18 protein-coding genes are annotated in these 24,462 nt (G+C 39.3%); 6 read left to right on the top strand and 12 right to left on the bottom strand.

Annotated elements, in window-relative coordinates:
- Positions 1–5: 5 nt before the first annotated feature.
- The 3 genes from leuD to recG form a co-directional block, all read right to left on the bottom strand.
- Positions 6–602 (bottom strand): 3-isopropylmalate dehydratase small subunit, encoded by a 597-nt coding sequence (leuD, locus tag HCG49_RS01180; protein ID WP_168467737.1) that lies wholly within the window; start codon positions 600–602, stop codon positions 6–8.
- Positions 603–679: 77 nt separating this feature from the next.
- A complete protein-coding gene (gene leuC / locus HCG49_RS01175; protein ID WP_168467736.1) occupies positions 680–2,074 on the bottom strand; it encodes a 3-isopropylmalate dehydratase large subunit in 1,395 nt (464 codons plus the stop codon).
- Positions 2,075–2,965: 891 nt separating this feature from the next.
- On the bottom strand, positions 2,966–5,065 hold the full coding sequence (recG, locus tag HCG49_RS01170; protein WP_168467735.1) for an ATP-dependent DNA helicase RecG: 2,100 nt from the start codon (positions 5,063–5,065) through the stop codon (positions 2,966–2,968).
- A gap of 189 nt (positions 5,066–5,254) precedes the next feature.
- Here recG and HCG49_RS01165 point away from each other — a divergent pair, with 189 nt between their 5' ends.
- Genes HCG49_RS01165 through HCG49_RS01155 form a run of 3 tightly spaced genes read left to right on the top strand, consistent with a single transcriptional unit; the run spans position 5,255 to position 9,139 of the window.
- Entirely contained in the window at positions 5,255–7,339 is a 2,085-nt protein-coding gene (locus HCG49_RS01165; protein ID WP_168467734.1) for a M1 family metallopeptidase, read from the top strand.
- Positions 7,336–8,262, top strand: coding sequence for a patatin family protein (locus tag HCG49_RS01160; protein ID WP_168467733.1), 927 nt, complete (start codon positions 7,336–7,338; stop codon positions 8,260–8,262). The genes HCG49_RS01165 and HCG49_RS01160 overlap by 4 nt, the downstream gene beginning before the upstream one ends.
- Positions 8,243–9,139: a patatin family protein gene (locus tag HCG49_RS01155; RefSeq protein ID WP_168467732.1), complete on the top strand. Its 897-nt coding sequence runs from the start codon at positions 8,243–8,245 to the stop codon at positions 9,137–9,139. The genes HCG49_RS01160 and HCG49_RS01155 overlap by 20 nt, the downstream gene beginning before the upstream one ends.
- Before the next feature lie 4 nt (positions 9,140–9,143).
- Here HCG49_RS01155 and HCG49_RS01150 read toward each other — a convergent pair whose 3' ends face one another.
- From HCG49_RS01150 to HCG49_RS01135, 4 genes are all read right to left on the bottom strand, one after another.
- Entirely contained in the window at positions 9,144–9,662 is a 519-nt protein-coding gene (locus HCG49_RS01150) for a hypothetical protein (protein ID WP_168467731.1), read from the bottom strand.
- Positions 9,663–9,788: 126 nt separating this feature from the next.
- On the bottom strand, positions 9,789–10,598 hold the full coding sequence (locus HCG49_RS01145; RefSeq protein WP_168467730.1) for an OmpA family protein: 810 nt from the start codon (positions 10,596–10,598) through the stop codon (positions 9,789–9,791).
- A 78-nt stretch (positions 10,599–10,676) separates the two neighbouring features.
- Entirely contained in the window at positions 10,677–12,311 is a 1,635-nt protein-coding gene (locus HCG49_RS01140; protein ID WP_168467729.1) for an FMN-binding glutamate synthase family protein, read from the bottom strand.
- 70 nt (positions 12,312–12,381) lie between these two features.
- Positions 12,382–13,656, bottom strand: a complete 1,275-nt coding sequence (locus HCG49_RS01135; protein WP_168467728.1) for an amidohydrolase — start codon at positions 13,654–13,656, stop codon at positions 12,382–12,384.
- 351 nt (positions 13,657–14,007) lie between these two features.
- On the opposite strand from HCG49_RS01135, the gene HCG49_RS01130 reads away from it, so the two are divergent.
- Together HCG49_RS01130 and HCG49_RS01125 are read left to right on the top strand one after the other, a co-directional pair.
- Positions 14,008–16,329 carry an ATP-dependent helicase gene (locus HCG49_RS01130; protein ID WP_168467727.1) on the top strand — a complete coding sequence of 774 codons (2,322 nt, stop codon included), beginning with the start codon at positions 14,008–14,010 and terminating at the stop codon, positions 16,327–16,329.
- A 326-nt stretch (positions 16,330–16,655) separates the two neighbouring features.
- Positions 16,656–17,276: an L-threonylcarbamoyladenylate synthase gene (locus tag HCG49_RS01125; protein ID WP_072763552.1), complete on the top strand. Its 621-nt coding sequence runs from the start codon at positions 16,656–16,658 to the stop codon at positions 17,274–17,276.
- 475 nt (positions 17,277–17,751) lie between these two features.
- On the opposite strand, the gene HCG49_RS01120 is transcribed toward HCG49_RS01125, so the two are convergent.
- The 3 genes from HCG49_RS01120 to HCG49_RS01110 form a co-directional block, all read right to left on the bottom strand.
- Entirely contained in the window at positions 17,752–18,591 is an 840-nt protein-coding gene (locus HCG49_RS01120) for a flagellar motor protein MotB (protein WP_168467726.1), read from the bottom strand.
- Between the two features lie 104 nt (positions 18,592–18,695).
- Positions 18,696–19,700 (bottom strand): glycosyltransferase family 2 protein, encoded by a 1,005-nt coding sequence (locus tag HCG49_RS01115; RefSeq protein ID WP_168467725.1) that lies wholly within the window; start codon positions 19,698–19,700, stop codon positions 18,696–18,698.
- A 203-nt stretch (positions 19,701–19,903) separates the two neighbouring features.
- Positions 19,904–20,359, bottom strand: a complete 456-nt coding sequence (locus HCG49_RS01110; protein ID WP_168467724.1) for a type I restriction enzyme HsdR N-terminal domain-containing protein — start codon at positions 20,357–20,359, stop codon at positions 19,904–19,906.
- Positions 20,360–20,386: 27 nt separating this feature from the next.
- Between HCG49_RS01110 and holA the strand changes: the two genes are divergently transcribed.
- Positions 20,387–21,385, top strand: coding sequence for a DNA polymerase III subunit delta (gene holA / locus HCG49_RS01105; RefSeq protein ID WP_168467723.1), 999 nt, complete (start codon positions 20,387–20,389; stop codon positions 21,383–21,385).
- A 39-nt stretch (positions 21,386–21,424) separates the two neighbouring features.
- Here the strand turns inward: holA and HCG49_RS01100 are convergent, their stop codons facing one another.
- Together HCG49_RS01100 and HCG49_RS01095 are read right to left on the bottom strand one after the other, a co-directional pair.
- Positions 21,425–21,802 (bottom strand): DoxX family protein, encoded by a 378-nt coding sequence (locus HCG49_RS01100; RefSeq protein WP_168467722.1) that lies wholly within the window; start codon positions 21,800–21,802, stop codon positions 21,425–21,427.
- A 156-nt stretch (positions 21,803–21,958) separates the two neighbouring features.
- Complete coding sequence (locus tag HCG49_RS01095; protein ID WP_168467721.1) at positions 21,959–24,370, bottom strand: thiamine pyrophosphate-dependent enzyme; 2,412 nt, start codon at positions 24,368–24,370, stop codon at positions 21,959–21,961.
- Positions 24,371–24,462: the final 92 nt, after the last annotated feature.

The raw sequence follows: 24,462 nt of genomic DNA, 5'->3' as shown, positions 1-24,462 counted from the left end.
AATTGCTATAGAGGGGTGTTAAGGGCAAATTCCCTTATGTTTTCCTTTATATTCAAAAGGTAGTCAATATCATCAAAACCGTTGAGCATGTTTTCTTTTTTGTAATCGTTGATATCAAAATGCTCTTGTTCCCCAGTAGTGGTCAGGGTGATTGTTTGCTCGGGTAAATTAACTTCAAGAAGCGTTTCTGGATCTGCTTCGATGGCAGCAAAAATATTTTCCAAAAATGCTGGGCTTACCTGTACCGGAAGTACACCAATATTAAGACAGTTGTTTTTGAAAATATCGGCAAAAAAGCTAGACACTACACATCTGAATCCGTAATCGTATACCGCCCAAGCAGCATGCTCACGAGAAGAACCAGAACCGAAATTTTTCCCTCCGACCAAAATTTTACCACTGTATTTTGGGTTGTTCAAGGCAAAATCTTCTTTTGGGGTATTGTCTGCATTATAGCGCCAATCGCGGAAAAGGTTGTCTCCAAATCCTTTTCTTTCCGTCGCTTTTAAGAAACGGGCAGGTATAATTTGATCCGTATCCACATTTTCTATAGGAAGTGGAACAGCGGAAGTTTTAAGTATATTGAATTTATCGTATGCCATTTTTTGTAATAATTATAAGTTAAACATCATAGTAAAAAAGAGTAGGGGACTGTATAAAACAACCCTTCTCCTTAGTGCTATAGGAATTCCCTAGGGTCGGTGACTTTTCCGGTTACCGCAGCAGCGGCAGCGACTAATGGACTAGCCAATAGTGTTCTAGAGCCAGGTCCTTGTCTACCTTCAAAATTTCTGTTAGAAGTACTTACTGCATATTTTCCTGCAGGTACCTTATCGTCGTTCATTGCCAAACATGCAGAACATCCTGGTTCGCGCAATTCAAAACCGGCCTCGTGTAAAATATCTAAAATTCCCTCTTCCTTAATAGCGGCTTCTACCTGATGCGATCCTGGGACTAACCATGCCGTTACATTGTCGGCCTTTTTTCTGCCTTTTACAATAGATGCGAAAGCTCTAAAATCCTCGATACGACCATTGGTACAACTTCCTAGAAAGACAAAATCAATCGGTTTGCCAATCATATCCTCTCCCTCGGAGTAGTTCATATAATGAAGCGACTTTTTGTAAGTAGCCACACCACCTTCTACCGCTTCGGCCAAAGGAATACCCTTAGAAATTCCGATACCCATTCCTGGATTGGTTCCGTAGGTAATCATAGGTTCTATGTCAGAAGCATCAAAACTGATCTCCTTGTCAAATTCGGCACCTTCATCGGTACTTAAGGTTTTCCAATATTCTTGGGCTTTTTCTAAATCGGCACCTACTGGTGTAAATTCTCTCCCTTGGATGTAATCGAATGTTTTTTGGTCCGGAGCAATCATTCCCCCACGGGCACCCATCTCTATACTTAAGTTACAAACCGTCATTCTACCTTCCATAGACATATTGGTAAATACATCCCCAGCATACTCTACAAAGTATCCTGTAGCTCCAGAAGTCGTTAGTTTAGAAATGATGTATAAGGCAACATCCTTAGGAGTAACCCCTTTGTTCAATTCACCATTGACATTAATTCGCATCGATTTGGCCTTTTGCTGCATTATACATTGCGTAGCCAATACCATTTCTACCTCCGATGTACCTATACCAAAAGCAATTGCTCCAAAGGCACCATGGGTAGATGTATGGGAATCTCCACAAACAATAGTAGCTCCCGGTTGGGTAATTCCGTATTCCGGCCCTACTACGTGTACAATCCCGTTCTTTTCATGGCCTAGGCCCCAATAAGAAATACCGTGTTCCGCAGCATTTTCTTCCAAGGCTTTAAGCTGGTTGGCAGAAAGTGGGTCTGCAACTGGTAAATGTTGGTTTATGGTAGGTGTATTGTGATCTGCAGTGGCAAAAGTACGGTTTGGGTACATAACAGGAATACCTCTGGTCTTTAAACCAATAAAGGCAACCGGACTCGTTACTTCATGTACCATATGACGGTCTATGAATAGAACATCAGGACCATTTTCAATCTTATGAACCACATGGGAATCCCATACCTTGTCAAATAGTGTCTTTTTCATTTTTTGTAATAAATTTTATATTTTATTAAGGATACTTCCAAGCCAAATAGCTTTTGATAATTCATTCTCCTTATAGCCTCCCAAATTTATTAATAAACTTATAAAAGAGAAAGGTATACTCTGTTAGAATTACGATGTTCAACCAAAGAATTGTGACTTTTATTTTAATAGTCAACAGGGATAGCGAAGTAATAGCTTAGTTATATAAGATAACCCATAATTCTTTAGTATACTGTAAAAATAAGCCAAATTTTAAAATCTTTGGCGCTGGGAAACAATAGCCGTTAGTGATTGTTTTTAGGGCCTCTTAATTCCTAAATCAAAACGGAATATTTTGAATATAGGAATAAAAGGATTATCTTTCTTTTTTATGAATCTAATTTGAGAGAGGCTAAATAATGGACTTTAAAAAGTTTGATTTAAGCTGTTTTATAAAAACACAAGAGACGGTTTGGTTAAGGGTAGCCCTAATGCGGGTTCGGACCTTCTTTAAACTAAATTCCCTGAAAATTATCTTCCCGAATTTCTAAGCACTTGCGGGTGTGCTTATGTAAATCCTATAAATCTTATAAAATATAACTCACGGTACTTTAAGACAATTAAAGTGGTGAGACTCGCTGTATAAGATATGTTGCCCCTATAGGATTATGGTTGTTGTGTAATTGTTTAATAGTTAAATTATTATAGTATGGCAAAGAGTAAAAAAGTTACGGTCTCAAAGGCGGATTTAAAAGCAAAAAAGCAAGAAAAAATTCAACAGAAACTTGAAGATAAAATGAATAAAAAGCGTAAGTCCAGAGTTTAAAACGCTATTCGATTGTTTTTAAGGATATTGGTTCTAGGGTCTGTAAAGGAGTATTTACAGACCCTTTTTTTTGATTTAAACAGATGTTAACTGATGTAGTTCCAGATGTTTTTATGTTTAACCAGTTGTTCATAGGCGTGTTTGATAACTGGATTCTGAGATAAGTAAGGATCTTCTTTTAAGATTTTTTGCGCATATAGTCTGGCCGTTTTTAAAAGATCATTATCCTTGATGATATCGGCAATTTTTAAATTGAGCACCCCACTTTGTTGGGTTCCCATTAAATCGCCAGGCCCTCGTAGTTTTAAATCTACTTCTGCGATCTCAAACCCATCATTGGTCGCTACCATGGTTTCTAAACGGGTTTTAGAATCGGCAGAAAGTTTGTGGCCCGTCATCAGGATACAAAAACTCTGATCGGCACCACGGCCTACTCTTCCCCTTAACTGATGGAGCTGAGATAAGCCAAAACGCTCCGCGCTTTCTATAATCATTACCGAAGCATTGGGCACGTTTACACCCACCTCAATGACAGTAGTAGCTACCATGATCTGGGTTTCCCCCTTGACAAACCTTTCCATTTCGTAATCCTTGTCCGCGGGTTTCATTTGTCCGTGCACAATAGAAATCTGGTAGTCCGGTAAAGGGAAATCCCGGGCGATACTTTCGTAACCGTCCATTAAATCCTTGTAATCCATCGCTTCCGACTCTTGGATCAGTGGATACACTACATAAACTTGTCTGCCCTTTTTTATCTCGTCCCTGACAAATTGAAAAACCTTTAACCTGTTCGAATCAAACCGGTGTACCGTTTTGATAGGTTTTCTCCCCGGAGGCAATTCATCGATCACCGAAATATCCAGATCACCGTACAGGCTCATTGCCAAGGTTCTGGGAATAGGGGTGGCGGTCATGACCAAAATATGAGGGGGAATATTGTTTTTATGCCATAGTTTAGAGCGTTGGGCAACACCAAACCGATGTTGCTCATCTATTATGGCCAATCCCAAATTTTTATACTGCACCTTATCTTCCAATAAAGCATGGGTTCCTATAATAATATGTAATTCCCCGTTTTCTAACTGTTCATGGATGATATTTCTAGCCGATTTTTTTACCGATCCTGTTAATAGGGCAATATTGATGCCCATATCTTTTAGAAGGTCTTTAATACCTATATAATGTTGGTTGGCCAATATTTCGGTTGGTGCCATCAGGCAGGCTTGATACCCATTATCGATGGCCAATAACATGGTCATTAATGCCACAATGGTCTTTCCAGACCCTACATCTCCCTGTAATAATCTGTTCATCTGGGCATTGCTGCCTAAATCGGCCCTGATTTCTTTGATCACCCTTTTTTGGGCATTGGTCAGTTCAAAAGGTAAATACTCACTATAAAACTCATTGAAACGGGTGCCGACTTGGTCAAAAGTAAACCCTTTTATCTTTTGTTTGTGTTGTGCGTTTTTAGCGATAAGCTGTAACTGAATATAAAACAACTCCTCGAACTTTAAACGATACTGGGATTTGGCCAACAATTCCTGACTTTTTGGGAAATGTATATTAAACATGGCCTCGCTCTTGGAAATAAGATTCAATTCCTTCAAAAGGGCGGGAGAGAGGGTCTCGGAAAACCTCCCCTTGGTCTCCATGAACAGCTGTTGGATTAATTTGTTGGTGGTTCTATTGGTGATTCCCGTATTGCCCAATTTCTCGGTGGAAGGATATACCGGTTGCATGCTGATCTTTAAGCCGCCTTGGTGCTCAGAAAACAATTCCATTTCTGGATGTGGCATGGAGAAAATGCCGCTGTACCAATTGGTTTTGCCAAATATAACATAGGGAGTGTTTAATTTAAGGTTTTCCCGAATCCATTTTTGTCCTCTAAACCAAACCAGTTCCATTTCTCCAGTCTCATCTACGAATCTGGCCACCAATCGTTGTCCCTTCTTTTGGGCGACCGATTTTAGGTGGGTTATTTTACCGATTACTTGTACATCGGCGCTATTTCGCTGTAATTGATTTATTTTATAATATTGGGTTTTGTCTATATACCTGTTGGGGAATAAATTGATCAAATCCTGATAGGTGTGTATACCTAACTCAGTTTTAAGCGTTTCGGCCCGGTTGGGACCTACACCTTTTAAATATGCAATGGGTGTTTGAAGTACATTGGTGTTCATGGGACTAAAATAGGGCTTACGGCATACAACTGCAATAATCTAAAATGCTAAATTTGAAAAAGATTTTATTCCCCCAATATCAAGAAGATCGGTGCTAATTCAGGAGACGGGTGCTTTCTGTGGCGCTGGATTTCTGCAACCTTTAAAACTAAGGGTTTTTCCCATTAAAAAGGTTTATTTTTAAGGCTTATGAAACACCTATTGTATATACTATTCCTGCTCGTCGTGAGTATGGTTCATGGACAGCATCAAGATAAGGTCAATTTTTTTAAAGGGAAGATTAGCCTTGGGATTCATCCCGAAAATAAAAGTATCCAAGGATCGGTAAACTATTCCTTTGTCGCTTTGGAAAAGGTGGACAGTGTTTTTTTGGATGCTAAAAATATGAGGTTCTTTTCCGTGTTATTAAACAACAAAAAAGTTAAATACAAGACCGATGACCAAAGACTGATACTATATAAAAAGCTAAAAAAAAATAAAAAGTATAGCCTGCAACTGAACTATAGGGTACAACCCAAACAAACGGTTTACTTTATAGGTTGGGACAGCAGCTTTCCCAATAAACAGGTATGGACCCAAGGACAGGGGAAATATACGAGTCATTGGCTCCCAAGTTTTGACGACATGACCGAGAAGGTAATTTTCGATATGGAGATTCGTTTCGATAAAGAGTATGAGGTAATAGCCAACGGGGTGTTACAGGATACTCTAACAGTCGATGGCGTTAAAACATGGCGCTATAGTATGAATAAACCAATGAGCAGTTATTTGCTGGCCTTTGCTATCGGAGATTATGAAAAAAAGGAATTGTCTACTGCGACTAAGATTCCTGTAGAACTTTATTATTATCCTCAGGACAGTGCATTGGTAGCTCCTACCTATAAATATACCCAGGAAATTTTCGACTTTTTTGAAAAAGAAATAGGGGTGCCCTATCCTTGGCAAAATTACAAGCAAATTCCGGTCCGCGATTTTTTATATGCCGGGATGGAAAATACGTCGGCGACAATTTTTTCTGATGCCTATATGATTGATAGCATTGCTTTTAAAGACAGGAATTTTGTAAGTGTCAATGCCCATGAAATGGCGCACCAATGGTTTGGCAACCTGGTTACCCAAGAGAGTAGTGGAAGTCATTGGTTACACGAAGGCTTTGCCACGTATTACGCTTTGCTGGCCGAGAAAGAAATTTTTGGTACCGAATATTATTATTGGAAAATATATGAATCTGCCAAACAGCTTACGGAGCTATCGGTGAATGGCCAAGGAGAATCTTTGTTAGATCCTACAGCTAGCAGTCTGACCTTCTATGAAAAAGGTGCCTGGGCCCTTCATATTTTAAGAGAAGATATAGGGGAAAGCGCTTTTAAAGAAGGGGTGAAGCGATATTTGAGAAAATTCAGCTATAAAAATGCCAATATCGAAGCCTTTCTAGCAGAAATGGCAGCGGGAAGCGGCAAGGATTTAAGCTTGTTCAAAGAACAATGGTTACAAGAAAAAATATTTCCCTTTAATGAGGCAAAGGAAAGCCTTAAAAAAGGGTCCGAATCCCTAGCAGCGCTTTTTAACCTAGAACAAGAGCTAATCACAAGTCCGGCCAATCGCTCTGTGACCATCCAAAAGTATTGGAATAAATTAGCAGTGCCCCAACTTAGATCCCATTTGGTAAAAACCTATTACAAATCGCTTCCCGAAGATTTAATAAAAGACATTTTTAATAGTCAGGATATTATGCTGCGACAAGCTATTGCCATCGCAGCACCTCAGATTCCTATCGGATTAAAAGATGAATTCGAATCCCTTTTAGAAGACCATAGCTATATCACCATAGAACATATGCTCTATAAATTATGGATCAATTTTCCGCAAGACCGGTCAGATTATTTGGAAAAGACCAAAGAGATTGTTGGTTTGCCCAATAAAAATGTACGTATGCTATGGTTGACTTTGGCACTGTTGACCAAGGATTTTGAGCCCAACAATACGGCAGGGTATTTTAAGGAGCTAAGCAAGTATACCGCGCCCGAATTTGGGATGGAAGTCCGCCAAAATGCCTTTCAGTTATTAAGGGATACCCTTGGGTTTACCGATAACAACCTGTTAGATCTGATCAATGCTTCCCAACACCATTCTTGGCAGTTTAAAAAGTTTTCCCGGAACATGTTAAAAGAGCTTTTGGGGCAAAAAGAATACAGAAAAAGAATTATCAGTTTGTCGGAAAAACTAAATGAGGCAGAAAAACGTTATATTATTAATAATTTAGGAGCTGAATGAGAGCAATGGTAATTTCTGGAGGTGGTAGTAAAGGCGCATTTGCCGGGGGTGTTGCACAGTACTTGATGCAAGAACTACACCATCAGTACGATCTTTTTATAGGAACTTCTACAGGAAGCTTGCTCATAACCCATTTGGCGCTGGGAAAAATTGAAAAAATAAAAAAAATCTATACCTCGGTAAATCAGGACAGTATTTTTAACAATTGTCCTTTTGTGGTGCGAAAAAAGCACGGAGTCGATAATATTGGAATACATCACTTTAATGTCTTAAAAAATTTCGCCAAAGGGAGTAAAACTTTCGGGGAGAGCAAAAACCTGCTCCAATTGATCAAGGATACCATTACGGAGGATGAATTCGATTTGATAAAAACCCAAGCTTTGGAGCTCGTAGTCACCGTTTCCAACCTATCCCTGAATCAAGTAGAATATAAATCTATTCAGGACTATTCTTATGTAGAGTTTTGTGAATGGGTTTGGATTTCGTGCAATTACACCCCATTTATGAGTTTAGTTAAAAAAAATGGCTGCGAATATGCCGATGGAGGCCTGGGTACCATGGTGCCAATTGAAGAGGCTATAAGGAGGGGGGCTACCGTTGTAGATGCCATTATTTTGCAGACAGAAATTACACAAATAAACCGTATGCCTTCCCGTAATGTGTTTTCCTTATTGACCAATATGTTTTCTTTTATGCTCGATAGAATTGAAAAACAGAACATACGAATCGGGAAATTCGTAGCCAGCCATAATAATGCCATAATTAATTTTTATTATACCCCTACCGTATTAACTACGAATTCACTTATTTTTGATAAGGAAAAAATGGGGCTTTGGTGGGAAAGTGGATTTTCTTTTGCACAACATAAAAACAGTGAAACCAACCAGATCGAATTAGATACATATGAAAGCATTAGTGATTAGCGGAGGAGGAAGCAAAGGTGCTTTTGCAGGAGGCGTTGCCCAATACCTTATGGAAGTAGAAAAGCGGAAATACGATATCTTGGTAGGGACCTCTACGGGGAGTTTGTTAATTCCACATTTGGCCCTAAATAATATCGGAAAATTATATGATGTTTTTACCAATGTCCATCAAAGCACTATTTTTAGTCTAAATCCTTTTGTAGTGCGTAAAAAGGAGGGTAGGGAATACGTATCCATTAATTTTTTGACCACTTTTTTACAGTTTGTAAAAAGAAAGCGAACTTTTGGCGAGAGCAAGGCCTTGCGGCGGACCATTGAAAGAAATATTACTAAAGAAGAATTTAAGGCTATAAGGAGTAGCGATAAAGAGGTAGTCATTACCGTATCTAACCTGTCTAAAAATCGAATAGAATATAAATCTATTCGAGATTTTACCTATGAAGAGTTTTGTGATTGGATCTGGATTTCCTGTAATTATATCCCCTTTATGTCCCTGGTAAAAAAGGATGGCTTTGAGTATGGGGATGGTGGCCTAGGTTGTGTTGTCCCTATCCGCGAAGCCATAAGGCGAGGGGCTACCGAAATCGATGCCATAGTTTTGGAGTCGGAAAATATGGAGCACAATAAAGTTTTGGGAAAAAATCCCTTTTCTTTAATGTTGAGTATTTATGGTTTTGTGTTAGATCAGATAGAATATCACGATATATCCGAAGGCGTATTGGCCGCCAAACACAATGGGGTGCAATTAAATATCTATTACACGCCCACCAAACTCACGGAAAATTCTCTGGTCTTTAATAAAAAATTGATGGCCGAATGGTGGCAACAAGGCTTTTCCTATGCAGAAGAAAAGTTTTCGACCGTATATATGGATTAAACGTCTACCAAAGTGCGCTTATTTCCTTTTTTAAATACGATAAGGCTGTTGCCGAAGGCGATTGCTTGTCCATTGTTAAGTTAAGGATGTCTTCACGAAGCTTGTCCGCGGTATCCGATTCGCTCATTCCTGCCTTTCGGATCATTTGAATGGTAGCGCTTTTTGCAGCTTTGATAATATTCCAACAGTCATCGCTCAGGTAAATTTGCTGCGCTAGATTGTGCTCAAATTCAACCTCAATACTTTTGATCAATAAGTTTTCATAATCGTTCTTGTTACTCGTTTTAGGGGCAACTCTAACGACTAAATTAGGAATAGAAATTCGTTCTAGGAATAAGACCATTCTTTCATAGGCCTGAAGACGAATGGGAAGGGTGGTTGTTTGGGTGTCTTTATGTAAAAGATAGCGTCGTCTGCCTTCCTCATTGTTGGTGTGCAATCTAAAAAAATAAAAGGATACCATACCTGTAACTAAAGCAGGTAACACGTAAGCAAATAATTGAAATATTTCTTGTGTAGACATTTTAATGATCATTTGGTTAGGACTTACTAGCTTCTAGAACGTCCTAATGATTTAAAAATTATGGAAAGATTCTAATTTTGTTACCGAAAACCTATCTGCTTTCAACGGTATCCTTTTATCCTAGACTTAATTCTTTAGGTTTTCCTTTACCAATTTGAAGAAATTATAAAACGCTGGCTGGATAATGATCTGCGTTTTGGTTTCAATACTGTCAAAACCTAATTCACTTTTTCCTTTAGCCTGAATTCTACTGGCGTCGATCTGGTATTTTTTCTGTAAAACCTTTGCGATGGCAGCGGCTTGTTGGGTGCCTATTTCCCAATTGTCCAATTTGTTTTCTTTAGTCTCCACAGCATTGCTATTGCTGACAACTTCGATTTTTAATTCTGGTTGTGCCTTTAAAGCTGAGGCAATTTTACCTAGAAGCATATCGGCCTTTTCAGAAACCTTAAAGTTCTTTGTATTCTCGCCAAATATCATAGCATTTGGTAAAGAGATGGCCAGGGCTCCGTGATTTAGTGACATAGAAAGCTCATTGCCCAATACTTTTTTAAAGTTGGTCAGGGTAGCTAATGTCAGGGAATCGTGATGGCTAATAGCGTCGCTAATGGTTCTCAGCTGAATTTCCTTTTGACGAAGGCTTTCTAAGGTGCTTCCTATATTCTCCGATTTTTTGGTCGAAGCTTCTAAAAATCCATTTAGATTGCTAAGAAGAGAGGCATTGGTTTGTTTTAGATGGCTTATCTGCGTTTCATAAGCACTAAGCTTGGCCGAAGCGATTCTGTTCTCCTGTCTTGATGCTGCCAAAGCTACTTCCGTATCTTGAATTTTAGTCTTAAGGCCGTCAATTTCCTGTACTAATTCCTTTTTGCTCTGGGCGGTAGAAAAATGAAGGGTACATAATAAAATTAGGACTGTAATGGTATTTCTTTTCATTGATAATTTGGATTAATTAAGGAAGATTTAATGGCCTCCTGTAAATTCAAGGACAAAAATAACATCCCTTTCGGGTTATTAAAATTTTTGTGGCTCCAATACTGTTTTATTTAATACCTCTTTGGTGGTATTTTGTTCTTTTTGTATATCTGCAACATAGTCTTTTCCTCCTAAATAAGGGCAGTCTAACAAATACTGCATCCCTTTAAAGGGAACAGCGTTTTTATTGTAGACATAGGTCGCCGACAGGGCCCTGTTAAGGTCATTGTCATCTACGTTTACTTGGGCATCGTCCATGGTAAACTGACATGGATGTTCGTATCCGGCAGCATGGGTTATCTCTATCAATTCTTTTCTGAAGGTTTTAAAATACTGTGCCAAACGGTCCGATTTTAAGGGAACATCAATACCTCTTTGCAACCATTTGCTCTGTGTGGCTATTCCTGCCGGACAACGGTTGGTATGGCATACCTGGGCCTGGATACAACCGATACTCATCATGGCTTCACGGGCTACATTAATACAGTCTACCCCCATAGCAAAGGCCATGGCCGCCTTAGCAGGGAAACCTAGTTTGGCACTGCCGATAAATACAATACGATCCGTGAGGTTGTATTTGTCGAATAGTTTGTACAAACTAGAAAAGCCATAGGTCCAAGGCAAGGAAACGTGATCGGCAAAGCTAGGCGGTGCTGCTCCGGTACCGCCTTCCCCGCCATCGATGGTAATAAAGTCTGGTCCCTTCCCCGTTTTAGCCATTATTAAAGCCAATTGCTCCCACTGGTCCAATTTTCCAATAGCACCTTTTATGCCCACCGGAAGCCCGGTGTTTTCGGCAATATCCTCTATGAATTTCATTAATTCGGGGATATTGCTGAAGGCAGAATGTGTGGCTGGAGACAATACGTCAACCCCTAAATCTACCCCTCTTATTTCTGCTATTTCAGGGGTTATTTTAGCCCCCGGTAAGACACCTCCTTTTCCAGGTTTTGCACCTTGGGAGAGTTTTATTTCGATGGCTTTTATACAAGGGTTGTCTTCCACCAATTGGCGCATCTTTTCCATAGAAAAGTTCCCCTCCTTATCGCGTACCCCAAAATATCCGGTGCCAAAATGAAAAACAACATCGCCACCTTGTTTGTGGTAAGAAGATAAACCTCCCTCTCCGGTATTGTGAAAGGCACCCGATTTCATGACCCCTCGGTTCATAGCTTCTACGGCAGCCGCAGATAAGGAACCAAAACTCATGGCCGATACATTGATGATAGAAGCCGGCCTATAGGGTTTTCTGCGGTTATTGTAAGCTCCCATTACCTTGGCACAAGGTATAAATGAAGGGTCTATATTGTTAGGATGGTCCGTTGGGTTTTTATACGCCAACATTTGGTTTTTAATAAATATATGCTGATGCGCATAGATATCCCTATCGGTGCCAAAACCTTCGTAATTATTTTCCCTTTTGGCAGAAGCATAAATCCACCCTCTTTCTATTCTATTAAAAGGAAGTTCTTCCCTGTTGTTGGCCACAAAATACTGTCGCATTTCCGGCCCTATGCTTTCTAACCAATAGCGCAAATGGCCTACTACCGGGAAATTGTGAGAAATGGTATGCGCTCTTTGGACAAAAATGTCCCGAATAGCTACCAATACTAAAAAAAATAAGACCCAGGCCCACCAGGGAAAACCCCATAAAATGTTTAAAACCGATTCCATAATTTTTTATCTAAAAATTTGGCATAAAGGTCCTTATTGTTTTTAGATTTTCCTAGTTAATAATAGTTAACTAAAGGGCTAAAAAATCTAGAGCCATTTCTGTTAATGCCTTTACTCCTAAAAGCATTCCCGAATCATCAATAATGAAATCGGGGGTATGGTGCGGAAACGATTGTTCATTGCCGGGGGTCATACCGCCTAAAAAGAAATAGAAGCCTGGAATCTCTTTCTGAAAATAAGAAAAATCCTCGGCTCCGGTAACGGCCTTTTGGATCTGTACGTTTTCCTTCCCGGCGACTCGCTCCATGGAAGGCAGCATTAGGGCTACCAAATCATGGTCGTTATAGGTGATTTCTGTAGCATTGTTTATGGTTATGGTAGCGTCGCCTCCATAGGCCTTGGCGATGGCAGGGACCATTTCTTTCATACGACGGTTAATATGGGCTTGCATATCGTAATCGAGGGTTCTGATGGTGCCTATCATTTCGGCACTTTCGGGAATAATATTAAAACGAACCCCTGAACTGATTTTTCCGACTGTAATTACTGCCGCCTCGTTCGTAAGTTCCGATTCGCGACTGATAATAGTCTGTAAACCGTCAATGATTTTGGCGCTTATTAATATTGGGTCTACGCCTGCCCATGGCTGGGAGCCGTGACTTTGCTTGCCCTGTACTTTTATTTCAAAACTTTGTGCCGCCGCCATAGTCCCACCGGGCTTATATCTAATAACGCCAACAGGTGTTTGAGAATTTATATGAAGGCCAAAAATGGCGTCTACATCCGGATTTTTTAGTGCTCCTTCCTTAATCATTAATAAAGCTCCGCCTTCCTCTCCCGGTGGCGGGCCTTCCTCGGCAGGTTGAAAAATAAACTTAACCGTTCCTTTTATTTTATCCCTGTTTTTAGAAAGTATTTCGGCAACCCCCATCAATATCGCAGTATGGGTGTCATGGCCGCAAGCATGCATAACGCCTACTTCTTGGCCTAGGAACTCGGACTTTGTGGTAGACTTGAAAGGCAAATCGTTTCTTTCAATAATGGGCAAGGCATCCATATCGGCCCTTAAGGCAATTACCTTTCCCGGTTTTGTGCCTTCTAAAATCCCGATCACTCCAGTTTTTGCTACCTCGGTCTGTACAGTTAGTCCCAAAGATCTTAAATGCTCGGCAACTTTGGATGCCGTTCTAAATTCACGGTTAGAAAGTTCGGGGTGTTTGTGAAAATCGCGCCTCCATTCTATGACCTTGGGCTCAATGGCACGGTATTCTTTGTCAAACTTGTACTGCTGCGCACTGGAAAAAAAACAACAGAAACACAGTGAAAGAAAAAGGAAATATTTCATGGCTTTTTAGGGTTTCATAGTAATTTAATAATTTTTGGACCTCTTGTTGAAGGAAGAGAAAAGACTGTTCATTTCTATTGAAATGAGATAACTCCTTGTAAGACTTGAAAATATCTTGCTGTTTGACCATTGGGTGTAGCATGGTTTAGGCAGGCGAGGATTTTTAGAAGTATTGAAAGTTCTTATATCAACAAAAATACGAGGATTTTTAAAAAGCTAAATATCCAAAAAATTATATAAAATACCCTTATTAATAGTTTTCTTTGTGTATAATTAATAAACCTTCGGCTTTTAGTTAAGCCTATTTATGGTTAATTTCACCGTTCCGTAGGAACTAAATTATAAGACGCTTTGGAAAAATTTATAAATGAGTTGAATGAGGCCCAAAAAGCTCCCGTATTGCATAAAGATGGGCCTTTAATGGTGATTGCCGGAGCTGGTTCCGGAAAGACCAGAGTATTGACGTATAGAATAGCATATTTAATGAATCAGGGCGTAGATGCCTTTAATATTCTTTCCCTGACCTTTACCAACAAGGCTGCTAGGGAAATGAAACAACGTATTTCCGATATCGTAGGGGCATCGGAGGCAAAAAATTTAATGATGGGAACCTTCCATTCTGTTTTTGCCAAGCTTTTGCGCTTCGATGGCCATAAATTGGGATTCCCAAGTAATTTTACCATTTATGATACCCAAGACTCCCAACGTCTTATTTCTGCTATTATAAAGGAAATGGGATTGGATAAGGATATCTATAAGTATAAACAGGTACAAAATAGAATATCTTCCTTTAAGAATAGTCTAATTACTGTGAAAGCTTATTTTAACGATCGTGATTTGATAGAAGCCGATGCCATGGCAAAACGCCCTAGGATGGGCGAAATTTATCAGAACTATGTAGATCGATGCTTTAAGGCGGGAGCGATGGATTTTGATGATTTGTTGTTAAGAACGAATGAGTTGCTGACCAGGTTCCCAGAAGTTTTGGCGAAATATCAGGATAGGTTTCGATATATTTTGGTTGATGAGTACCAAGATACAAACCATTCCCAGTATTTAATTGTAAAGGCACTTTCAGATAGGTTTCACAATATTTGCGTGGTGGGCGATGATGCCCAGAGTATTTACTCCTTTAGAGGGGCCAATATTAGTAATATCCTAAATTTCCAAAAAGATTATGAAAACGTAGGGATGTACCGCTTGGAACAGAACTACAGGTCTACCGGAAATATCGTAAATGCAGCCAACTCCATTATTGCTAAGAATAAAAACCAGCTAGAAAAGGTCGTGTGGACCTCTAACGACGACGGTCCTTTGATAAAAGTACACCGTAGTCCTACAGATGCGGAAGAGGGGAGGTTTGTAGCAGGGTCTATTTTTGAGAATAGGATGGAAAATCAAATGGATAATGGCGATTTTGCGATCCTTTATAGAACAAACTCCCAATCGAGGGCTATGGAAGATGCCTTAAGGAAGAGGGATATTCCTTATCGTATTTATGGTGGACTTTCATTTTATCAGCGTAAAGAGATTAAAGACGTACTATCGTATTTAAGACTGATTATAAACCCTAAGGATGAAGAAGCTCTAAAAAGGGTTATTAATTTCCCTGCTAGGGGAATTGGACAGAGTACTATTGAAAAACTTACCGTTGCTGCCAACCATTATAACCGCTCTATTTATGAGGTGATGGAAAATTTGGATAGGGTAGATTTGAAAATTAATGCAGGAATAAAACGGAAATTAACCGATTTTGTGACCATGATCAAGAGTTTTCAGATCATGAACGAAACCTCCGATGCCTTTACGCTTTCCGAGCATGTAGCCAAAAAAACAGGGGTTTTACTAGAATTTAAAAAAGATGGCACTCCAGAAGGTATTGGAAAAATGGAGAATATCGAGGAGCTGTTAAATGGTATTAAGGATTTCGTCGAAGGCCAAAAGGAATTGGCCGACGCTACGGGAGCGCTGGGAGAGTTTTTAGAAGATGTTGCCCTTGCTACCGATTTGGATAAAGATACCGGTGATGACGATAGGGTTGCCCTTATGACCATACATTTGGCCAAAGGATTAGAATTTCCCTATGTGTATGTCGTGGGTATGGAAGAAGATCTTTTTCCTTCTGGAATGAGTATGAACACAAGAAGTGAATTGGAAGAAGAACGGCGCTTGTTTTATGTAGCGCTGACACGGGCCGAAAAACAAGCCTACCTTACCTTTGCGCAAAACAGGTACCGATGGGGGAAACTGGTCGATGCGGAACCTAGTCGATTTATTGAAGAAATAGATGAGAAATATCTAGAAAACCTAACCCCTATACAGAATTATCGTTACAAACCTTTGATAGATGCCGATATATTTGGGGATGTAGATAAGAGTAAGCTGCGACAGCAGAAACCGGTGCCAGGATCGCCTCCTAGTTCTATAAAGCCAAAAGAAAGTCAACTTCGGAAACTTCGTAAATTGAAACCGGAATTGAGCACACCAGTTGGAAACACCAATGTGTCAGATCCTAACTTAACAGAAGGCTCTCTAATCAATCACACCAGGTTTGGTAGGGGACAGGTGATAAAAATAGAAGGAGTAGGGAATGATCGCAAGGCCGAAATAAAATTTGACAAAGGAGATATCAAAAAACTGTTGCTCCGTTTTGCCAAATTAGAGGTGTTGTAGCACATCATAACTCAGGAATAAACCACAACCAATACTAAATTTGTTGTGGTTTGTTTTTTTATAGGAGCTGTTTGTTAGTCTGATATCCGACAGTTTATTTTAAGTCGCTATTTTTTAGACAAAAACTACGGTCATTAATCGGTGATCCGTTTCCTTCTTAAAAATAATCTTTACTTTAACGGGGGTAATATAGCTCGCGCCCTTAAGGAATAGTTTAAGTGAAGAACTTTTATAGCAAGCAGAATTTCATTTTAAGTAGCAGAGCTTATCGCTACATCATAAAATTATTGTTTACTTTGTTATATTGTTAATTTTCAAGTTATCATATGTCTGAAATCATTAAAATATATCCGGAAAACCCCAACCCTAAGGAAATAAAAAGGATTGTCGATATTTTGCGAAAAGGAGGATTGGTTATATATCCCACGGACACGGTTTACGGTTTGGGCTGCGATATAACCAATACGAAGGCATTGGAGAAAATTGCGCGAATTAAAGGCGTTAAATTGGCCAAGGCCAATTGGTCTTTTATCTGTGCCGATTTGAGCAATCTTTCGGATTATGTTAGGCAGATAGATACAGCGACCTTTAAAATTTTAAAACGTGCCCTGCCAGGGCCCTATACCTTTATTCTTCCTGGGAATAATAATTTGCCAAAAGAGTTTAAAAAGAAAAAAACCGTAGGGATACGTGTTCCTGACAATTCCATTGCCCGAGCTTTGGTAGAGGCCTTGGGAAATCCGATCGTTTCTACCTCTATTAGGGATGAGGACGATGTATTGGAATATACTACGGACCCAGAATTGATCTATGAAAAATGGAGAAATTTAGTCGATGTGGTAATTGATGGGGGCTATGGTGATAACACAGCTTCGACCGTGATAGACCTATCAGAAGACGAGCCTATTGTTATAAGGGAAGGTAAAGGAGATATAGATATATTTTAACAGGGTATTTTTGTCGCCTTTAGAAGCATTTTAAAGGTAATACAAAGCCCTTATGAAGTTTTAAATGAGGTCTAGGCGCTTTTCATGTAAATAGCTTGCCGATCATTATAATGCTGGTTAGTGAATCAGACGCTCTATGGGCGCTTCATTTTTAAGAAGGTTGATTGCTCAATAATTGCCTTATAAATTCTTTTATGATTGCCTTACCCTGCAGTTATATGCTAGCAAGCATTCGCGTTAGGGACCGCGGCGGCATCCCCGCAGCAACGCAAGGGATATAGCCAAGGGCCCGACCGACGAAGGAGGGAACGCCCCCATTACAATGCCAAAAAGGATGGAGATTCCGAAGAGAATATCCTATAATATGCGGCCATTTCTTTTTAGAAAATACTCTCAAAGCGACCATTTTAAAAAATTATGGTAATAAAAAAAGCGACCAATTAGGTCGCTTTTTCTCTTTTAAAAAAGATATGTCTTAGTTGATCTTAGGGTCTTTCATTCCTTCTTCGATCATGCTGTAGAATTGGTCAATTTTAGGAAGAACAACGATACGAGTTCTTCTGTTTTTAGACTTGTCAGTAGCAGATACAGGGATGTATTCAGATCTTCCAGCAGCAGTCATACGCTTAGGATCTACACCGAATTCATTTTGTAAGATACGAACAACAGAAGTAGCACGTTTTACAGAAAGATCCCAGTTGTCTTTAATAACAGCGTTGCTCTTGTAAGGTACAGTGTCAGTATGACCTTCTACCATAAATTCAAAATCAGGCTTGTTGTTAACTACTTTGGCAACTTTTCCTAAAACTTCTTTAGCTTTTGAAGTTACGTTGTAGCTTCCGCTGCTAAATAATAATTTGTCAGAGATAGAAACGAATACCACTCCTTTTTCTACGCTGATTTCGATATCCTCGTCATCCAAGTTTCCAAGAACACCTTTTAAGCTCTGAACTAAAGATAAGTTAACAGAATCTCTTCTTGTGATAGCATCGTTTAATTTTCTGATAGTAAGGTCCTTTTCTCTTAGGCTCTCTAAAGACTTCTCTAAGTTGGCAGCACCTTTGCTTGTTAGGGTAGTTAAGTTACCCATGTTGTTGATTAACTCTTGGTTGTTAGCTTTTAAGAATGCATTTTGCTCTTCTAAAGTTTGCATTCTAGATGTGTTAGCTAAACAAGTGTTTAATTTAACCGTAGCTGAATTTAATAAATCTTGTGTTTCTTTTTGTTTGGCCTCTAGATTAGCGTATTTTTTTGATGATACACATGAGGATAACAAAAGAGTTACTCCTAAACAGCCTAAAATGATTTTTTTCATAATTATTTAAATAGTGTTAATAGTTTAAAATTTTGGTTCTCTATAAGTTTCCAAAAGTAAGGGTAAAAATATATAAAAAGAAGGGTCTTACTAGTGCTTATTCGTTAATATTTTACTAAAACGTTAAAGTTTTTCACATGATATACGTAGTGTGCCCATACAATGGACTTGGTTATGAAATAATTAGTAGTAAAATTGGCTCTTTCTCTTTTCTTTAACATTCTGGAAAAATTTTGGTAAAAACTCAAATGAGCCCTAAAAATTGCCCAACAGTGGCTGAATTTGCCCTGAAAAATATAGTTCAACCCGGCAATTCCGTCGAGTAATAGCCGTAAAAATATAAGGAGGAGCGACTTTTTTAGCGGTAGATTCTTCAGAATTGAGAATAAAGAGTTCCTAAAATTGTACATAGTCTTATTGGGGTTCATAGAATCTAGCGTCGATCCGCCTACGTGATACACCTGTGAGGTCCCTATATAAAAGACTTTGTATCCATGGTTTTTGGCGCGCCAACATAGGTCTATTTCTTCCTGATGGGCAAAATAATCCTCATCGAAGCCCTGAAATTTGTGAAAAACCTCGCTTCTGATAAAAAAACAGGCGCCAGAGGCCCAAAATATTTCTTTAAGGTCATTGTATTGTCCCGTATCCTGCTCAATTTCCTGGAAAATTCGGCCCCTGCAAAAAGGATATCCTAGCTGATCCATAAATCCACCTGCTGCGCCGGCATATTCAAATAAATGTTTTTGGTTGTAATCCAGTATTTTTGGCTGTAGTATAGCCACTTCAGGGTTGCGGTTAAATTCATTTTCTATGGGGAGCAACCAGTCTGGGGTAACTTCTACATCTGAATTTAACAGGCAATAAATATCTGCCTTTACATGTTTTAGAGCGTCGTTGTATCCTTTAGCATAACCGCCATTTTCGGTGTTTTGAACGATTTTTATCGTCGGGAAATTTTCCTTTATAAATGGGACTGACCTATCCGTTGACGCATTGTCGGCTACATATATATCTGCGCCCTTGGAAAATTCGATTACGGAAGGGAGAAATTTTTCCAAAAGATCCTTTCCGTTCCAGTTAAGTATAACGATTGCTATTTTTGACATCTATGTGAGCCCAGAATATTAGGGTGGTTCAAGTATTTGGTTAAACTTTGATTAAGAGGGCAATTTAAAGATTTATTTTCTAATTCCCCTTCTATATAGGTTTAGGGTTCGGGGTACCGTTATTAAAGTAATTGGAGGTGTATCTATATAAAAGCTAAACTTGGGGTTAAATGACCTTTCTCTTCAGTAAAAGAAGACCGCTCTTAGGGTTGTTGGACTTTGTAACCGGGGATATCTCTTAAAAAATTATATTGTTCATTCTCAAAGTCCATTTCACAAAAAAAATGATCTAGGCCATTGGTCACGATCAAATACCTCGCTTTTAATTGAAGGTTGTACCTGGCAATTTGATCAAAGACCTGCTGAGTGATGACTACTTGCGGTGCTTTGCACTCTACGAGTACTTCAATGGTTCCGCTAGGATTGAAAATAACCACATCATACCTTTTTTTTAATTTATTGACGGTGAGTTGTTTTTCGACATTGATATGACTGATGGGGTATTTTTTCTCGGATACCAAGTGTTGTACAACATGTTGCCGTACCCATTCTTCGGGTTGTAAAACCACAAATTTTTTGCGGACGGCATCAAATATATAGACTTTATTTTCCCTATTTTTGAATCGGAAGTCATATGCGGGGTAATTTAATGGCTGCATAGGGGCAAAGTTGATGAATTTTTTTAAATGGATGAAGTAAAACTGATTGTTGGCAATATAAAAAAAGGAAATATAGCACCCATATATTTTCTGACCGGAGAGGAACCTTATTTTATAGATAAGATTTCCGAGTTCATAGAAAAAAGTATTTTGTCAGAGGAAGAACGTGGGTTTAACCAAGTGGTACTATACGGAAAGGATGTTACTGTAGACGATGTTGTTGGGAATGCTAAAAGGTATCCTATGATGGCAGAGCGTCAGGTGGTAATAGTGAAAGAAGCACAGCATTTGTCTCGGTCCATAGAAGGGTTGGCAGCATACGCCGAGCAACCACAACCTTCCACAGTTTTGGTGGTATGCTATAAGAACAGTAAACTAGACAAAAGAAAAAAACTCTACAAGGAAATTCAAAAAAAAGGCGTCTTTTTTGAGAGCAAAAAACTATACGAAAACAAGGTCGCTGATTGGATTAAAAAAGTATTAAAGGTAAAAGGCTATGGCATAACCCATAAAGCGGCCGAATTATTGGTAGAATTTTTAGGGACAGATTTAGGAAGGATCGATAAGGAATTGGATAAATTGTGTATGATGGTTCCAAAGGGGGTAGAAATTACACCAGAAGCAATAGAGCTTAATATTGGGATTAGTAAAGATTACAACAATTTTGAATTAAAAAAAGCCGTTATAGAACGCGACTTTGTAAAGGCAGCTAGGATAGTGAATTACTTTTCACAGAATCCTAAGGACAACCCCTTTGTGTTGACCATCTCCTTGTTATATTCTTTTTTTATTCAGTTGTTGGGATATCACGGGTTAAAAGACCATTCTAAAGCAAATGTTGTATCGTCCCTAGGGGTTAAACCTTTTTTAGTTCCTGAAATTCAGTTAGCGGCAAAAAATTATCCCATGAGAAGGGTGAGCGAGATAGTGTCACATTTAAGAGAATTAGATGTGAAAGGAAAAGGAGTAGGGGCTGGAATGACCCAACAAGATCTTCTAAAAGAACTATTGGTAAGAATATTTTAAATACCAATGGGTGTTACAAACACCCATTGGTATTTTTATTTACTTTCTGTCCAAACTATATTTTCCTGGTCCCAAAACTAAAATAGTGATAAAGATAAGGGCGTATAAAAGTGCCATCTCTTTCGTTTTAAACGGGTCGGCAGCGTGCACGACCAAACCAGCGACCAGCATAGTAATTACAACAGGTACGCTAGCCCAACGGGTTTTAAATCCCACAAAAATTAGAATGGGACATACAAACTCGGCGAGCACTGTAAGTACTAAGGAAGGTGTGCTTCCAATACCAATAGGATCTGCAAATTGAAGATTTCCGCCGACGAGTTTTTGAAATTTAGGCAATCCGTGGGTGATCATCATGGCAGCGGCACCCATCCGTAAAAACGCAAGTCCAATGTCTTTTAAAATGGAATTTTTCATCTAGTAAATTTTTCTTTTTGAGGCTAAAATAACCATAAATTTAAGTGTTCCTATTTAAATAGAAAATAAAAAAAAACACCTCCGAATATTCTAGAGGTGTCTTTTTTGTAATAGATATCTTAAATAAGAAAAATCCTTTTCTTGTTTTTATCTGCTTTAAATAAAGGCGGGAAAGCTTTTGGGATCCGACTCGTGCATAATACTGTACACCTTTTCGAAAATATCTTCGAGGTTAGGCTTGGAAAAGTAATCACCATCTGTTGCGTAGGCAGGCCTATGCGGTTTAGCGGTGAGTGTTTGCGGGGCACTATCTAAATATTTATAAGCCCCTTGTTTCTCAACAACTTCATGCATTAGATAAGCAGAACAAGCACCGGGCACATCCTCGTCTATAATTAGCAATCGACTTGTTTTTTGAACACTTTTTACAACATCCTGCTTAATGTCAAAAGGCAAAAGAGATTGGGCGTCAATAACTTCCGCATTAATCCCTACTTCTTGTAATTCCTTGGCTGCCTGTAAAACAATCCTAAGCGTAGACCCATAAGAAAGCAAGGTGATATCTTCTCCTTCTCTTACGGTTTCTACGACCCCGATTGGAGTGCATAGCTCCCCTAGGTTATTGGGTAGGGGTTCCTTAAGACGGTATCCGTTTAGACTTTCGATCAATAACGCGGGTTCATTTCCTTTCATTAAGGTGTTGTAAAATCCGGCTGCTTTGGTCATGTTTCTAGGGACTAGGATATACATGCCTCGTAACAAGTGTATTAGGCCTCCCATCTGGGATCCGGAATGCCAAATGCCTTCTAGGCGGTGTCCACGGGTCCTAACGATCAGTGGGGCTTTTTGTTTCCCTACAGTTCTGTACAGCAGGGTAGCTAAATCATCGGTCAGGGTATAAAGTGCGTAGAAGATATAATCTAAATACTGAATTTCAGCTATTGGGCGTAGTCCTCTCATAGCCATTCCTATTCCTTGTCCAATTATGGTGGCTTCTCTAATGCCGGTATCGGCAACCCTTAGCTCCCCATATTTTTTCTGTAGCCCTTCCAGCCCTTGGTTTACATCGCCTATCGCCCCTGTATCTTCACCAAAAATTAAGGCTTCTTTATGTCTTTCAAATAAAAGGTCAAAATTGTCCCTTAAAATTACCCTACCATCTACTTTCTCGGCATCGGCATCATAGGTGGGTTTTACCTCGGGAACATTAAGGGCATTATTAGCCAATTCATTGTATAAATGCGAACTGAATTTTGATTGTGAATCCGCTAAATACTGCTGGGTCCATTTGACCAAGGCTTCTTTTTCGGCGCTGTTTTCACCTATTAAATAGCGTATTGCTTTTCTGGCTTTGGAAGCCAAGTCTTTCTTAATAGGTTCCTCGATCGCTATTAGATCGTTTTTAAGTTTGATAATAAAATGTTTGTTGGCACTGCCACTCGAAACATTATCCAATAATTGAACAAGGGCTTTTTTCTGCGCTTTATGAGGTGCTAAAAATTCTTCCCAAGCTTCCTTTTTCGCTGCCCTTATTTGTTTTTTTATATTCTTTTCGAGAATTTTTAAATCCTCTTCTGTGGCAATTTTATTTTCTAAAATCCACTCCCTGTAGCGTTTGTTGCAATCATTTTCCCTTTCCCATTCCAATCGTTTTTCGCTTTTATAACGCTCATGCGATCCAGAAGTTGAGTGCCCTTGGGGCTGGGTAAGTTCCGTCACATGAACAAGAACGGGAACATGTTGTTCTCTGGCGATATCTGCGGCGTTTTCATAGGCGTGAATCAATGCGGTATAATCCCATCCCTTTACTTTAAGGATCTCAAAACCGGCATTTTTCTTATCGCGTTGAAAGCCACTTAAAACCTCAGAAATGTCTTCCTTGGTCGTCTGGTGTTTTGCATGTACCGAAATTCCATAATGGTCGTCCCAAACACTGATGACCATAGGTACTTGCAATACCCCTGCAGCGTTAATGGTTTCAAAAAAGGCACCTTCACTAGTACTGGCATTTCCAATGGTACCCCAAGCAACCTCATTTCCGTTGACCGAAAATTTGTCGCCTTTTAAACCCTTAACGTTTCTGTATATTTTTGAAGCCTGAGCCAAACCTAGTAATCTTGGCATTTGCCCAGAAGTACAAGAAATGTCCGAGCTGCTGTTTTTTTGTTTGGTAAGATCTTTCCAGCTACCATCTTCGTTGAGGCTAAAGGTAGAGAAATGCCCTCCCATTTGCCTTCCGCCGCTCATAGGGTCCTTGGTTAAATCCGTAGTAGCGTATAGTCCGTGAAAAAAGTTTTTGGGAGTAAGGAGGCCTAGCGCCATCATAAAGGTTTGGTCGCGGTAATACCCACTTCTAAAATCTCCATTGCGGAAAGAACGGGCCATGGCCAATTGCGGCAATTCTTTGCCATCGCCAAAGATTCCGAATTTTGCTTTTCCTGTTAAGACTTCCCTTCGCCCTAATAGGCTACATTCTCTACTGGTGACAGCTATTTCGTAGTCTTTCAAAATTTGTACTTGAAAGTCATCAAAAGAGATGTCATTGCTTACTTTGGAGTTTATATTCATTATAGAACAAATGGTTTCTCACAAAAATATCAAATCAGAATGGTTTTTGCAACCCATAGAATGCTATAATGATGAATAATGTTTAAAGAATA

The sequence above is a fragment of the Arenibacter sp. 6A1 genome, assembly GCF_012272855.1.
Taxonomy (GTDB): Bacteria; Bacteroidota; Bacteroidia; order Flavobacteriales; family Flavobacteriaceae; genus Arenibacter.
This window is presented reverse-complemented; position numbering and strand designations above follow the sequence as displayed.

Coding starts and splice junctions, on each gene's coding strand:
- leuD (WP_168467737.1), bottom strand. CDS start 602: ATGGCATACGATAAATTCAATATACTTAAAACTTCCGCTGTTCCACTT.
- leuC (WP_168467736.1), bottom strand. CDS start 2,074: ATGAAAAAGACACTATTTGACAAGGTATGGGATTCCCATGTGGTTCAT.
- recG (WP_168467735.1), bottom strand. CDS start 5,065: ATGAACACCAATGTACTTCAAACACCCATTGCATATTTAAAAGGTGTA.
- HCG49_RS01165 (WP_168467734.1), top strand. CDS start 5,255: ATGAAACACCTATTGTATATACTATTCCTGCTCGTCGTGAGTATGGTT.
- HCG49_RS01160 (WP_168467733.1), top strand. CDS start 7,336: ATGAGAGCAATGGTAATTTCTGGAGGTGGTAGTAAAGGCGCATTTGCC.
- HCG49_RS01155 (WP_168467732.1), top strand. CDS start 8,243: ATGAAAGCATTAGTGATTAGCGGAGGAGGAAGCAAAGGTGCTTTTGCA.
- HCG49_RS01150 (WP_168467731.1), bottom strand. CDS start 9,662: ATGTCTACACAAGAAATATTTCAATTATTTGCTTACGTGTTACCTGCT.
- HCG49_RS01145 (WP_168467730.1), bottom strand. CDS start 10,598: ATGAAAAGAAATACCATTACAGTCCTAATTTTATTATGTACCCTTCAT.
- HCG49_RS01140 (WP_168467729.1), bottom strand. CDS start 12,311: ATGGAATCGGTTTTAAACATTTTATGGGGTTTTCCCTGGTGGGCCTGG.
- HCG49_RS01135 (WP_168467728.1), bottom strand. CDS start 13,656: ATGAAATATTTCCTTTTTCTTTCACTGTGTTTCTGTTGTTTTTTTTCC.
- HCG49_RS01125 (WP_072763552.1), top strand. CDS start 16,656: ATGTCTGAAATCATTAAAATATATCCGGAAAACCCCAACCCTAAGGAA.
- HCG49_RS01120 (WP_168467726.1), bottom strand. CDS start 18,591: ATGAAAAAAATCATTTTAGGCTGTTTAGGAGTAACTCTTTTGTTATCC.
- HCG49_RS01115 (WP_168467725.1), bottom strand. CDS start 19,700: ATGTCAAAAATAGCAATCGTTATACTTAACTGGAACGGAAAGGATCTT.
- HCG49_RS01110 (WP_168467724.1), bottom strand. CDS start 20,359: ATGCAGCCATTAAATTACCCCGCATATGACTTCCGATTCAAAAATAGG.
- holA (WP_168467723.1), top strand. CDS start 20,387: ATGGATGAAGTAAAACTGATTGTTGGCAATATAAAAAAAGGAAATATA.
- HCG49_RS01100 (WP_168467722.1), bottom strand. CDS start 21,802: ATGAAAAATTCCATTTTAAAAGACATTGGACTTGCGTTTTTACGGATG.
- HCG49_RS01095 (WP_168467721.1), bottom strand. CDS start 24,370: ATGAATATAAACTCCAAAGTAAGCAATGACATCTCTTTTGATGACTTT.